The organism is Maricaulis sp., from assembly GCF_048270265.1.
Taxonomy (GTDB): Bacteria; Pseudomonadota; Alphaproteobacteria; order Caulobacterales; family Maricaulaceae; genus Maricaulis.
In genome coordinates this window covers 1-13,224 of sequence record NZ_JBLWTD010000011.1, presented here as the reverse complement: position 1 = coordinate 13,224, position 13,224 = coordinate 1, and the positions used below count along the sequence as shown (strand labels likewise).

Annotated in this window: 10 protein-coding genes; 6 read left to right on the top strand and 4 right to left on the bottom strand. The window is 62.5% G+C overall.

Annotated features, from left to right (window positions below; all coding sequences use genetic code 11):
* The first annotated feature begins 73 nt into the window (after nt 1–73).
* Nucleotides 74–1,504, top strand: a complete 1,431-nt coding sequence (locus ACN0YF_RS07760; RefSeq protein ID WP_417493939.1) for a helix-turn-helix domain-containing protein — start codon at nt 74–76, stop codon at nt 1,502–1,504.
* Nucleotides 1,505–1,627: 123 nt separating this feature from the next.
* On the top strand, nt 1,628–2,641 hold the full coding sequence (locus ACN0YF_RS07755) for a CinY protein (RefSeq protein WP_417493938.1): 1,014 nt from the start codon (nt 1,628–1,630) through the stop codon (nt 2,639–2,641).
* A 54-nt stretch (nt 2,642–2,695) separates the two neighbouring features.
* Here the strand turns inward: ACN0YF_RS07755 and ACN0YF_RS07750 are convergent, their stop codons facing one another.
* From ACN0YF_RS07750 to ACN0YF_RS07735, 4 genes are all read right to left on the bottom strand, one after another.
* On the bottom strand, nt 2,696–3,784 hold the full coding sequence (locus ACN0YF_RS07750; protein WP_417480818.1) for a ferritin-like domain-containing protein: 1,089 nt from the start codon (nt 3,782–3,784) through the stop codon (nt 2,696–2,698).
* Between the two features lie 119 nt (nt 3,785–3,903).
* On the bottom strand, nt 3,904–4,872 hold the full coding sequence (locus ACN0YF_RS07745; RefSeq protein WP_417493937.1) for a sterol desaturase family protein: 969 nt from the start codon (nt 4,870–4,872) through the stop codon (nt 3,904–3,906).
* Nucleotides 4,873–4,875: 3 nt separating this feature from the next.
* Nucleotides 4,876–5,292: a hypothetical protein gene (locus ACN0YF_RS07740; protein ID WP_417493936.1), complete on the bottom strand. Its 417-nt coding sequence runs from the start codon at nt 5,290–5,292 to the stop codon at nt 4,876–4,878.
* 75 nt (nt 5,293–5,367) lie between these two features.
* On the bottom strand, nt 5,368–8,088 hold the full coding sequence (locus tag ACN0YF_RS07735) for a TonB-dependent receptor (RefSeq protein ID WP_417480821.1): 2,721 nt from the start codon (nt 8,086–8,088) through the stop codon (nt 5,368–5,370).
* Between the two features lie 283 nt (nt 8,089–8,371).
* Here ACN0YF_RS07735 and ACN0YF_RS07730 point away from each other — a divergent pair, with 283 nt between their 5' ends.
* From ACN0YF_RS07730 to ACN0YF_RS07715, 4 genes are all read left to right on the top strand, one after another.
* Nucleotides 8,372–9,613 (top strand): serine hydrolase domain-containing protein, encoded by a 1,242-nt coding sequence (locus tag ACN0YF_RS07730; protein ID WP_417493935.1) that lies wholly within the window; start codon nt 8,372–8,374, stop codon nt 9,611–9,613.
* Nucleotides 9,606–11,216 (top strand): GMC family oxidoreductase, encoded by a 1,611-nt coding sequence (locus tag ACN0YF_RS07725; RefSeq protein ID WP_417493934.1) that lies wholly within the window; start codon nt 9,606–9,608, stop codon nt 11,214–11,216. The genes ACN0YF_RS07730 and ACN0YF_RS07725 overlap by 8 nt, the downstream gene beginning before the upstream one ends.
* A gap of 41 nt (nt 11,217–11,257) precedes the next feature.
* Nucleotides 11,258–12,679, top strand: a complete 1,422-nt coding sequence (locus ACN0YF_RS07720) for a coniferyl aldehyde dehydrogenase (RefSeq protein WP_417493933.1) — start codon at nt 11,258–11,260, stop codon at nt 12,677–12,679.
* A 158-nt stretch (nt 12,680–12,837) separates the two neighbouring features.
* Nucleotides 12,838–13,224 (top strand): SDR family NAD(P)-dependent oxidoreductase (locus tag ACN0YF_RS07715; protein ID WP_417493932.1); only part of this gene is annotated, 387 nt, incomplete at its 3' end.

The window sequence follows — 13,224 nt, the reverse complement described above, 5'->3', positions numbered from 1 at the left end:
TTCCATATAAAGCGGACACGATGTATACTAATTACATTGTCATAGTGTCATCTTGTCAATTTTGGTACAAAACATGAGCGAAACCCAGCCTCTCGAAAAGATCTTTGCGGGCGCCCGTCTGCGCCGCCTGCGGCGTGAGCGCGGCCTCACCCAGGCCGAGGCCGCCGCCGCGCTGGGCCTGTCGCCAAGCTATCTCAACCTGCTGGAACGCAATCAACGCCCGGTCACGGCGCGCGTGCTGCTGTCGCTGGCCGATGCCTTCGATGTCGATGTCCGCGCCTTCGCCCAGGAGTCCGACAAGCAATTGCTGTCCGATCTGCGCGAGGCGGCGGCCGATCCGCTCCTCGCGGGCATGGAGCTTGACCGCATCGAGCTCAATGAGCTCGCCGATGGTCACCCCCGCGTCGCGGAAGCCTTTGCCCGCCTGTATCAGTCCTATCGCGAGACCAGCGCGGCGACGGCCGATCTGGCCAGCCGCATGAGCGGCCCGGGCTCGGCCCATGGCGGTCCGGGCGCCGTGCTGGAAAGCGTGCGCGATGCGCTCGATGCGCGCCAGAACCATTTCCCCGAGCTGGAGGACGCCGCGGAAACGCTGATCGAGCAGACCGGCATCAAGCCGCGCTTCTGCGAGAGCGCCCTCACCCGGCATTTGCTGGAACGCCACGGCTTCGCCGTGCGCATTCTCGACGAGACCATCATGGCGGGCGCCCGCCGCCGGCTCGATTTCCATGGCCGCCGCCTGCTCCTCTCCGAAGCGCTGGCGCCAGGCTCGCGCTCCTTCAACATGGCCGTCGTGCTCGCCTCTCTGGAGCTCGGCGACACGCTCGACGCCCTGTGCGACCAGGCCAACCTGCCCTCCGACGAGGCCCGCCGGCTCTACCGCATCGGCCTCGCCAATTATTTCGCCGGCGCCGTGCACATGCCCTATGCCAAGGTGCTGAAGGTCGCCGAGGAGACGCGTTATGATGTCGACCGGCTGCAACGCCGCTTCGAAGTCAGTTTCGAGCAGATCTGCCATCGCCTCACCACGCTGCAACGCCCGGGCGCGCGCGGCCTGCCCTTCTTCATGATCCGGGTCGACCAGGCCGGCAATGTCTCGAAACGCTTTGGCGGCGGCATCATGCCCTTTGCCCGCTCCGGCGGCGGCTGTCCGAAATGGAATCTCTATGACGCGCTGGGCCAGCCGGAACGGCTGCTGGTGCAGGCCTTCGAACTGCCCGACGGCAAGCGCAATCTCTCCATCGCCCGCGGCCAGGTCAGCCCGGCCCCGATCGGGCAGCGCCCAGTGATCCACGCTATCGCCCTGGGTTGCGACTGGGCCCATGCCGACAAGATCGTCCATGCTGACGGTTTCGAAGGCAGCCGCGTTCAGCCGGTCGGGATTGCCTGCCGGCTGTGCGAACGCGAGGACTGCGCCCAGCGCGCCTTCCCGCCGCTCAACCGCAAGCTCCACATGGACCTGCATCAGTTGCGCGCCTCGCCCTATTCCTTCGGGGAAGACTGAACCAACCATTGGTTGAAATCGGACAAATTCACGCTTTCCCGTGACTTTTCCGCGAGATACATGGAAGGTACCGCTCTGTTGGCTGGCGGGTGATGCTGCGGCTTCGCAAAGCAAGGACACCCCATGGAACCCGCCCGACCTCATAGCCGCGCCGCCTTCCTGCTCGCCACGACACTGGCCATTGCCAGCCTCGCCCCGATCGCGAGCTGGGGCTATGGCACGGTGCGCGGCATGGGCCAGAATGCCGAACACGGACGGATCACGCGCCATGCTCTGGCCTGCGACAATGGCCGCTCGGGCGATGCGTGCTTCCAGCCCGATACGCTCGACAGCCTGGCCGGCGAAGAAGGCTCCTTCGGCGCCGTGGGCGCGCCGGATCGCGGCCGCGGCATGCTGACCTCCCATGCCCATTGCAGCGCCGGCGATTATTTCGACGTGGCGGGCTATCCGCGCAGCGCCGCCGAAGCCGAGGCCTCGCTGACCGAATGCCGGACCGAGATGATGTCCAATCTGGACCATGCCGTGCTTGATGCCGCCGCCCTGCTTGATGAGGATGGCGATATCCGCGGCAGCCAGATCCCCAGCTATATCGATTGCGTCTATGCCGGTAGCGAGCATGGCCGCGCCAAGTGCAATATCCTCGCCCATCTCGGCCTGATCCTGCATGCCAGCCAGGACTTCTATTCCCATTCCAACTGGGTCGACCGGCCCGATTCGGGCCTGCCCGTCGGCGTCGAGAACCCTCCGGGGCTGGGCCATACGGGCCGCTCACCCTGGCTCGACCTGCGCGTCGCCAATCCAGCCTTCCCGGCCGGCCTGATTTCGGGCTGTTTCGACAATGAGTCCTTCATTGGCGAGGAGCGTGGCTGCTTCTATGGCGATGAGGGCGAGCACCGTGTGCGCCACCTCAACCTGGCCAAGGATACCGGTGTGATCGACCCGCAGATCGGCGCTGGCAGCAGCGAACGCGGCGCCCTGGGCGATAATTTCCGTCGCAGCGTCGAGGCGGCGATCGAGGACAGCGCCGACAAGTGGGCGACCCTGCGCGAACGTCTCATCGCGACCTATGGTGCGGAAGATGGCGGGATGATGATTTGCGCCATCACGCGGGATAATCCGACGCGCGATTGCGACTAGGGAATGATTGCCGCTGGCACCGGCCCGGGGCCGGGCCAGCGGCACCATCACTGATTATTCGGCGTGCCCGGCGACAGCCTGGACGTAGGCGGTGCGAACATCCTTGTTCTGCTCGTCAAACTCGGCGGCGATCTTCTCGTCCTGGGATGAGAGCTCATCGAGATTGAGTTCGGAGAAGTGCATCACGCCCATATCGACATAGGCCTTCTGGATGCGTGGGCCCCAAAGACCGATATCCTTGACGATCGGCACGATGCGCTGGAACAGGAAGGTCCGGAACAGCTGCATTGTGGCCGATTGCTCGACGTATTTGACGCATTCATCGACGGGCAGGCCCATCACTTCGAACACTTCGCGCGCCTGGAAGCGGTCGCGCATCAGATAGCAGGCCTCGACGAGGAATTCCTCGCGCTCATCGCGCTCGGCATCTGTCAGGGTCGGATAGTAATCGCGCAGCGACAGACGGCCGAAGGCAACATGGCGCGCCTCGTCTTCCATCACATAGGCGTTGACCATGCGGGCCAGCGGGTTCTGGGCGACATCACGGATCGTACCGAAGGCGGCCAGCGCCAGACCTTCAATGACGACCTGCATCGCCAGATAGGTCATGTCCCAGCGGCTGTCGCGCAGGGCCTGGTCGATCAGCTGCTGCAGCGGCGCGGTCATCGGATAGGCGACGCCGAACTTGGTCAGAAGGTTCTTGTAGGCCTCGACATGGCGCGCCTCGTCCATCACCTGGGTGGAGGCATAGAATTTGGCGTCGAGATCGGGAACCTGCTGCACGATCTTGGCGGCACAGATCAGCGCTGCCTGTTCGCCCTGCATGAATTGCGAGATGTTCCAGGCTTGGGAGTGGCGGCGGAATTCGCGCTTCTCGGCCTTGTTCATCTTGTCCCACATCGGGGAGCCGAAAATCGCATTGGCCTCTTCGGGCATTTGCATGGGATTTTCGAAATCGAGTTCCTGCGTCCAGTCGATGCGGTTTACCGCATCCCACTGCATGTCCTTGCCCTTCTGGTAGAGGTGCATGAGCGTCGTGCGACCCTCATCATACTCCCAGTCAAACAGGGTCGTGAAATCCTGTGGCACGGACCACGACTTGTCGATATTCGGAATCGGATAGAGATCGCGAAGCGTTCCCATGGCGTTGAACCTCCCCAGGTATGGCCAGACTTGTTTTGGTGAACAGCGTTCACTTCCCCAACATCGATCAAATTCCGGAGGAAAGCAAGAGCCTCGTCGAATTTGTAATGACCGGGCGCCTACTCCGCCGCGACCTGCGGAGCCGGATCAGCCGCGACCTCCTCACCAGAGGCCGCCTCGCCGCCCACACGGGCCTGCCAGCGCGCCTTGATCTGTTTCGAGGTCCCGCGCGAACCGTCCGGCGACCAGCCTGGCGGGGCGAGCAGATACATCATTGCATCGCGGGGTGATTTGGCATGGCGCATGTCCTTGAACAGGGACACCCACTCGTGGATCGCAATCTTGAACGGGTTGTGGGTGCCGATATTGTGGATGATGCCATAGCGGCACGGCTCGTCATCGAGCTCGGGCTGAAAGGTTCCGAACATCCTGTCCCAGATGATGAAAACACCGGCGAAATTGCGGTCGAGATAGACCGGATTGGTGGCGTGATGCACGCGGTGGTGCGAGGGCGTATTCATCACCGCCTCGAACCAGGCCGGCATTTTCTTGATCGCTTCGGTGTGGAACCAGAATTGATAGATCAGGTTGAAGCCCGACACGATACCGATCACGAGCGGATGGAAGCCGAGCAGGATCATCACCGATCCGAGCCAGAGGAATTTCAGCGTCAGCGGGCTGAGCCAGGACTGCCGCAGCGCCGTGGTCAGATTATAGTGCTGCGAGGAGTGGTGGACGATGTGATCGGCCCAGAACCAGCGCACGGTGTGACCGAGGCGGTGGAACCAGTAATACATGAAGTCGTCCAGCACGAAGGCGACGGGCCAGACCCACCAGGGAAAGCCGATGTCGAAAATCCGGAACTGGTAGACGAACATCGCCCAGGCCGTCAGGATGCCGCCGAACAGCACGGCCGAGATCGAATTGCCGAATCCCATGGCGAGGCTGGAAAAGCTGTCACGCGGCTCGAAACGCGCCGATCCGGTCATCTTGGCGTGAACCATCTCGATGCAGACGAGGATCACGAACAGCGGGATCGCGTAATAGACAGGGTTAAAGCTCTGCACAAATTCCGGCACGTTTTCCATAATTCACTCCTGCATCGCATTGAGCTTGTCGGCCCACAGACGGGCCTCGGCCGCATCAGCAAGGCCCATTGTGTAAGGCGGAAAGCTGAAATCATTGAGTCGAATGGTGAGGCGGGCGTCTTCCGACAGCCGGGCCGCTCGCACCAGGCCAGGCCCGACATAGCGAATGACGAATTCATCGCCCTTCGCGGTCAGCAGGCCGATCCGCCGGCCGCCGGCTTCCTCGACCAGGGCCGCACTGCCGTCCTCGGCCAGCACACCCTCACCGGCCCGGAAGCCGATCGCGTCGGTATCGAGCCGCTCGATCGCCTCGTCGAGGCTCGAGAGCCGCGCCGGCTCGCCGAGGCGCAGAAAAACATTCAGGGCGACCATCGCGGATATACCCACGAATGATCCCAACATGACCCAGACAAACGGCATCAACGGCTCCACCAAAGAATAAGGGCGAAGGCTATACAGCCTTCGCCCCCATTCAAAGTGAAAATTGAACGCTGTTTACCCGCGGATACGCAGCGTGATGCCGTAGGTCCGTGGATCGCCAGGATAAGCATTGACGCTCGTCCCGAGATAACCGACCGACGGGAAGGCACCCTTGACGTAATCCTGTTCAAACAGGTTACGGCCCCAGACCTGGAGACCCCAGCTGCCATCCTCGGCACCGAGGCCGAAGCTGCCATTGAACATCGCGAAGCCTTCCTGGTTCGCGAAGGTCCGTGGATCCTGCGAAGTGGTGAGACCGAAGCTCGAGATATTCGTGGCTTCACCGCGAACGAAGGCTTCCATGCTGTCGCCAACGTTCCAGGTATAGGTACCGGTCAGCGAGCCAACGAACTCGGAATTGCCGCGGTCACGACCCGAGAGGTCGTTGTACAGCGCCGTCACGCCGGCCGTATTGGTCCGCTCGGCACCGATTTCACACAGGGCGAAATTCGGATCGCCGGCTTCCCAGACGCCAACACCGTTAAACGCGTCCGGGCAAGGGGCGTATTGGTAGTCGCCATACTTGCTTTCGAACAGGTAGGTGAAGCCGCCGGTGAAGACGAGGCCCGGGGTTGGAGCCCAGGTGCCTTCGAATTCAAGACCGGAGACCTGGATCGAGCCGGCATTCTCGAGAGCAAAGCCATTGCCAACGAAGTTGTTGGTCTGGAAGCCTTCGATTTCCTGATCGAACAGGGCGACGGCATAGACGAAGTGGTTATCCCACAGCGTACCCTTCATGCCGACTTCGAACGAGCTGGAGGTCTCTTCCTCGAACTCGAACACGCCGGTGAAGGCTGCGTTGGTCGAGACGTTGAACCCGCCTGGCTTGAAGCCCGTGGCATAGCTCGCATAGACATTCAGCGTGTCTGACACGTCGTAGGACAGGATGATATTGCCCGAGAAGTTGGTGTCATTACGCGAGGTCGGGAAATCGCTCGCATTGACCGGCTCCCAGTTCTGGAAGGCCGAGAAGCCGAGCAGCGGGTTGTAACCCGTGCCAGCCAGATAGCCTGGCAGCGGCGAGGTCGGGTCGATCGGGATCGGTGCGCCACCCAGTGGGTTCGGGTAATGCGTCACACCCTGACCGAGCAGGACGACCGGCACCAGATAGGCACAGGCATCGCCACCGATGACAGGGTAGAGGCCCGGATCACAGAAGCCCGGCGCCACCAGACGCAGATCCTGCGCCAGGTCGACGAAGCTGAAGGCCGACATTGGATCGGGTTGATCGATGACCGTGGTCATCGACTTGTCTTCGTTGGAATAACGGCCACCGAGGGTGACGGTGAAGTCATCCGTCACATGGAAGTCAAGCTGACCGAAGAAGGACCAGGCCTCGGTGTCGTACTGATAGTCTTCCGAGATCAGACCATGGCTGGTGGCAATGAAGCCCTCGGCCGGGGTCGTCGGCAGGGCAGCACTGCCCGAAGCGAGCGGCACGAAGCCACCAACACCGGCAGCCTGGTTCATGTCGAGGAAGAATTCGAGCAGCGAGATGCCGCCGGTACCGGCTGGCAGGCCCATCGATGCGACCAGAGCGGCAACGCTTGGCGCGGACGCCGCATCAAAGAAGTTCCGGGCATCGGCGCCGTAAGGCGTCGAGTTCCGGAAGCGCAGGTTATTGTCGTAATAGAACCCGCCCATCATCCAGTCGACAGTGTTGTCGCCGGTCGAGGTCAGACGGAATTCCTGGGTGAAGCTGTCATACTGGTTCTGGATATGACGGGCGCTGATCAGGTCGAGATCCGAGAAGTCGGCGTCGAAGTTCTGGTCTTCGTCATAGTTCCGGATCGCGGTGATGGAGGTGAAGGTGATGTTGTCGAAATCATGGTCGAGCTGGAACGAGACGCCCGAGGTATCCAGGACAGTGTTCAGATCGCCATCGATTGCGATGCGGCCGCCATGCGGATTGGCCGGGACAGCCGTACCACCGAGACCGACAAGCGCGCCCTGATCGATCGGATCATAATAGGCGAACGGAGCGGCGCAGCAGTTCTCGTCGATCGTGCCGTAATCACCGATGATGCGGATTTCGGTATTGTCGCCCGGGTTCCACAGCAGCTGGGCCCGATAGCTCTGGCGGTCGCGGTTATTGATGTCGCGGCCGTCTTCGGCGGTGATGTAGCCATCATTGGAGTGCGTGGTGGCGTCGAGACGGAAGGCCATCGAGTCAGACAGAGGACCGGTCACGGTGCCGCGCAGGACGCGCGCGCCGAAATTGCCGATCGTCACTTCACCGGTATAGCCGAAGTCGTATTCCGGCTTCTGGGTGATGATGGAGACAACACCGGCCGGCGTGTTGCGGCCGAACAGGGTCGACTGGGGACCACGGATGACTTCGACACGCTCGACCGACAGCAGGTCATTGATCGCCGAGCCGGAGCGCGGACGATAGACGCCATCGATGAAAATGCCGACCGAAGGCTCAAGGCCCGGGTTGAAGCTCGAAGTACCGATGCCGCGCAGGTTGAACTCGGTGTTCGTCGAGGTCGCGAACTCGGAAACCCGCAGGGACGGCACCAGCATTTGCAGGTCAGCCGCATCGCGAATCTGTGATTGCTCGATTTGCGCGCCCGTGACAACGGCGACCGAAACCGGCGTGTCCTGAAGCGTTTGCTCGCGCTTTTGCGCAGTGACGGTGATGGTCTCAACCTGCGCCAGAGCGCCGGAGACACCAATCAGTCCGCTGAGAATTGCCGTCGTGCCCATGACGACGGCTTTTGAGAACATTTTCATCTGAACTTCTTCTCCCCTTGTGACGCGGTTTTTTTTAACCAACCGATCCGCGTATCTACCGACATTTGAGCATCATGGCTGCAGGCTGTCAGCCCGTTTTTCCCGCTGAGGCAAAAAAGTGTCGCAGCTGATGCAAGCATACCGCACTTAGCAATTTTCAGGCCGGGGCCTGCGAGCCTCTTTCTTCCTGCCCGGACTCTGCTAGGCTGCAAAGTGAACAGCGTTCAATTTTCTGACTCTGGGGAGAGAAATGAAAAGAATTTTCATAGGCTTGGGTGCGATTTTGGCCACCCTTATCCTGGTCGCCGCGGGCTGGTATTTCCGCCCCTGGTCCGAGTATTCACCGGCTGAAATCCAGGCTGCCACCAAACCGGAGCATCTCGCGGAGACATTTCGCGATATGGACGATGTTTTCCCCTACAGGGTGATTTCTGCTCAGGAAAACGCGAATCCCCTGCCCCGCGATGTGCGCAATGATGCCGTCTCCTTCCGGTTCGGCGGCCAGGAACGGACCGTCGATGAGTGGCAGGCCGCCTCGGATTCCACCGGGCTCATCGTGATGCATGATGGTGTCGTGGTGCATGAGACCTATCTGCTCGGCTCCACGCCCGAGACCCGCCACACCAGCTGGTCCGTCGGCAAGAGCTTCGTCGCAACCCTGATCGCAATGGCGATGCAGGACGGCCATATCGCCAATCTCGACCAGACCGCGGAAATGTTCGCCCCGCAATTTGCCGGCACCGATTACGGGGCCACCACGCTGCGTCACCTCCTGATGATGTCCGCCGGCATGGATTTCGAGGAAGACTACAACGCGCCCGGTTCCGATATCCGCCGCCTCTTCCTGGGTGCCAACATCTACGGCCAGAACATCGACGAGCTCGTCGGCTCGGTGGAGCGTGACCGCCCGGCCGGCGAGGACCTGCATTATGTCAGCGCCAATACCCACGTCCTCTCCGCCGTCATTCGCGGCATCTATAACGCTCCGCTCGCGGAAGTGGTCGAGACCAAGATCTGGCGCCCGCTCGGCATGACGGGCGACGCCTCCTGGAACCAGAATATCCAGGGCGATAACGGCATGGCGATCGGCTATTGCTGTCTCAATGCCCGCCTTGAGGACTATGCCCGCATGGGCCAGTTCTACCTGCAGGACGGCGTCTGGGACGGCGAGCGCCTGCTGCCCGAAGGCTGGGTGACCATGGCGACACGCCCCAATGCCCCCTTCCAGGAAGCCGGCCCCGCCTCGGTCTACCCGCATCGTGGCTATGGCCTGCACTTCTGGGTGCCCGAGGATCATGACGGCGAGTACTTCATGGCCGGCGTCTATGGCCAGTATGTCTGGGTCGATGAGCGCCGCAATATCGTGATCGCCCGCACCGCCGCCGACACTGCCTGGACCGGGCGTACCGCGGAATCGATTGCCGCCATGCGTGCCCTTTCGGCACATTATGGCGACCCGGTCATCGAAGCCGCCCTCGATACGCCCCCGGCCGGGGCCGAGACGACGGAGACGGGCGATGAGTGAGACCAGTTACGACTACATCATCTGTGGCGCCGGTTCGGCCGGCTGCACGGTGGCCGAACGCCTGTCGCGCGATCCGTCGGTCTCGGTCTGTGTGCTCGAGGCGGGCGGATCGGACGACAGCCCGATCATCCGCACGCCGATGCTGCTCCAGTTCGCCGTCACCGGCGAGGATTTCAACTGGGGCTACTGGACCGAGGAACAAAAGCACCTCAACGACCGCAAACTGCTCTGGCCGCGCGGCAAGACGCTCGGCGGCTCCTCCTCGATCAATGCCATGCACTACATGCGCGGCGCCCACGAGAATTATGACGAGTGGGAGAGCGCCTATGGCGCCGAGGGCTGGAACTGGAAAAACGCCCTGCCCGCCTTCAAGGAAGTGGAACACCAGACCCGCGGCGCCGATGAATGGCACGGTACGGACGGCCCGCTCTGGGTCCAGGACATCGCGCCGCTCAACCCGCTGACCCAGGCCTATTTCAAGGCTGGCGACGAGCTGCAATACAAGCGCAATCCCGATTTCAACGGCGCCAGCCAGGAAGGGTTCGGGCCCTACCAGGTGACCCAGAAGGGCCGCAAACGCTGTTCCGCCGCCGATGCCTTCCTGCGTCCGGCGCTGGAGCGGGACAATTGCTCCGTCACCACCAAGGCCATGGTGCGCCGCGTGATTATCGAGGACGGCCGCGCCACCGGCGTCGAGGTCGATATCGACGGCGTCACCACCGTGCTGACCGCGCGCAAGGAAGTCATCCTCTCCGGCGGCGCGATCAATTCACCGCAGACCCTGCTGCTCTCGGGCATCGGGCCGGCCGATGAATTGCGCGAGCTGGGCATCAGCGTCGAATCCGACCTGCCCGGCGTCGGCAAGAACCTGCAGGACCATCTCGACATCACGGCCCAGCTCTGGACCAAGTCCTCGACCTCGATCGGCAATTCGCTGCGCTCCATCCCGAACCATATGTATATGGTGGCGCGCTGGGCCCTGGCCGGCGATGGCCCCTTCACCGTCAATCCGGTGCAGGGCGGTGCCTTCATCAAGTCGGCCTATGCCGGCGATCTGCCCGATCTGCAACTGGTCTTCATCCCGGCGATCTCCAATCCGCACGGGGTGGAAAAGGCCTGGGGACATGGCGTCACCCTGCATGCCTGCCAGCTCTATCCCAAAAGCCGCGGCTCGATCACGCTCAAATCGACCGACCCTTATGAGCATCCGGCGATCCAGCCAAACTATCTCGAGGAAGAGTTTGATCTCGACGTTCTTGCCGACGCGCTCGGCAAGGTGCGTGACATCCTCGCGGCACCGGCTTTCGACTATGACCGCAAGGAAGAGCGCTATCCCGGAGCGGAGATCACGACCCTGTCGGGCCTCAAGGACGATGTCCGCAATCGCGCCGAAACCCTGTATCATCCCACCTCGACCTGCGCGATGGGATCGGGTGAAATGGCCGTGACCGACAATCGCTGCCGGGTGAAGGGCGTAGCCGGGCTTCGCGTCGTCGATGCCTCTGTGATGCCGCGCCTGGTCGGCGGCAATACCAATGCGCCGACGATCATGATCGCCACACGGGCGGCCGCCATGATCGCCGAGGACAACCACACGGCCTGAACCGGTTTCAGACCTGCCATATCGAAACAAGGAATGCCGCCATGAGCGAAGCCGAAGCCAAACAGATCGAACGCATGAAATCCCTGCTCGCCGCCCAGCAGGAAGCCTTCCGCCATGAACGCCACCGGCCGCTGGACCTGCGCAAGGCCGATCTGGCGCGCATCGCCGATCTGTGCCGCAAGAACAGCGACGCCATCTGCGAGGCCATCAGCCGCGACTTCGGCAACCGGGCCAAGCAGGAAAGCGTAATCGGCGAGATCGCCTTCGTCATCCAGGATGCCGATCACACATCGAAACATCTCGCCAAATGGTCCAAGAGCCGCAAGGTCGGCGTGCCGATGACCATGGCGCCGGGAAAGGCGACCGTGCGCCGCGAACCCAAGGGCGTGGTCGGGATTGTCTCGCCATGGAACTACCCCTTCCAGCTGGCGATGGCGCCGCTGGTTGCCGCGCTGGGCGCCGGCTGCCGGGCCATGATCAAGCCGTCCGAACTCACCCCGGCGACCTCGGAGCTGATGAAACGGCTGATCGAAGAGGCTTTCGAGGAAGACCATGTCTGCGTCATCACCGGCGGTCCAGCGGTTGGCCAGGCCTTCAGCTCGCTGAAATTCGACCATCTCTTCTATACCGGCTCGACCCAGGTCGGACGTCTCGTCGCCATGGCGGCAGCGGAAAACCTGGTGCCGGTGACGCTCGAGCTCGGCGGCAAGTCACCCGCCATCGTCACCCCGGGCTATCCGCAGGTCAGCGCGGCGAAATCAATCGGCTGGGGCAAGTTCTTCAATGCCGGCCAGACCTGCGTCGCGCCCGACTATGTGATGGTGCCCAAGGGCGAGGAGAAATCCATGGGTGAGGCGATCATCAAGATCGCCGAACATGAATTCCCCGAAGCCGCCAGCGATGATGCCTATACGGCCATCGTTTCCGACCGGCATTATGAGCGCCTCACCGGCATGATCGAGGAAGCCCGCGCCGGCGGGGCCGAGATCCTGCAGGCCAGGCACGATGCCCAGGCCGCCCAGGCGGCGCGCAAGATCCCGCCGACGGTGATCCTCAACCCGCCTGCCGATTCGAAACTGATGACCGAAGAGATCTTCGGTCCGCTCCTGCCGGTGGTCGGCTATAGCGAGATCGATGCCGCGACCAATTACGTCGCCGACCGTGATCATCCGCTGGCGCTCTACGTCTATTCGACCGACAAGGAGATGGCGGCGCGCATTCTCGACCAGAGCCAGTCGGGCGGTGTCGGTATCAATACCAACCTCCTCCACCTCTCCATCCCCGACCTGCCCTTTGGCGGTATCGGGTCATCAGGCCAGGGCGCCTATCATGGCGAGGCGGGCTTCCTGACCTTCACCCATGAGCGCTCGGTCTTCGCCACCGGCAAATGGCATCCATCGCGCCTGCTCGCCCCGCCCTACGGGAAGTTCTATGAGACCGTAGCGAAGAAGCAGATGAGCTGAGGCTTCAGTGAGGGACAGGTAGCCGCGCTACCTGTCCCCAGGACAAATGCAGTCTTCCCCGGCACGCGAACCAAGACGACATATCCCTCTCCTGATTGGCGGCACCCGCGATTCCCGGTAACACGGCCGCCTTCCTCACCGCTCTACAGGATCACCCCATGCACCTCCCCCTTTCCGGCAAGCGCGCCCTGATCACCGGCTCCAGCCATGGCGTTGGCCTGGCGGCAGCGAAACTGTTTGCCGAACAGGGCGCGGAAGTGGTGCTGCACGGCAATTCCAATATGAGCGATGCCGACATGGCGGTGCGCGAGATCGGGCCGCGGGCGCTCGGGGCGGTGCAGGCCGACCTGTCGATGCCCGGCGCCGGTCGCGATCTGGTCGAGGCGGCCCAGCATCTCGCCGGCGGCAGGCTCGACACCATTATCAATAATGCCGGCATTCACTGGGCCACGCCCTTCGAGGCGACCGACGCCGAGTGGGAAGCCGGCTGGGCCGGGATCCTCCAGGTCAATCTGATGGCCGTGGCCGATATCTGCCGCGCCGCC

Coding starts and splice junctions, on each gene's coding strand:
- ACN0YF_RS07760 (WP_417493939.1), top strand. CDS start 74: ATGAGCGAAACCCAGCCTCTCGAAAAGATCTTTGCGGGCGCCCGTCTG.
- ACN0YF_RS07755 (WP_417493938.1), top strand. CDS start 1,628: ATGGAACCCGCCCGACCTCATAGCCGCGCCGCCTTCCTGCTCGCCACG.
- ACN0YF_RS07750 (WP_417480818.1), bottom strand. CDS start 3,784: ATGGGAACGCTTCGCGATCTCTATCCGATTCCGAATATCGACAAGTCG.
- ACN0YF_RS07745 (WP_417493937.1), bottom strand. CDS start 4,872: ATGGAAAACGTGCCGGAATTTGTGCAGAGCTTTAACCCTGTCTATTAC.
- ACN0YF_RS07740 (WP_417493936.1), bottom strand. CDS start 5,292: ATGCCGTTTGTCTGGGTCATGTTGGGATCATTCGTGGGTATATCCGCG.
- ACN0YF_RS07735 (WP_417480821.1), bottom strand. CDS start 8,088: ATGAAAATGTTCTCAAAAGCCGTCGTCATGGGCACGACGGCAATTCTC.
- ACN0YF_RS07725 (WP_417493934.1), top strand. CDS start 9,606: ATGAGTGAGACCAGTTACGACTACATCATCTGTGGCGCCGGTTCGGCC.
- ACN0YF_RS07720 (WP_417493933.1), top strand. CDS start 11,258: ATGAGCGAAGCCGAAGCCAAACAGATCGAACGCATGAAATCCCTGCTC.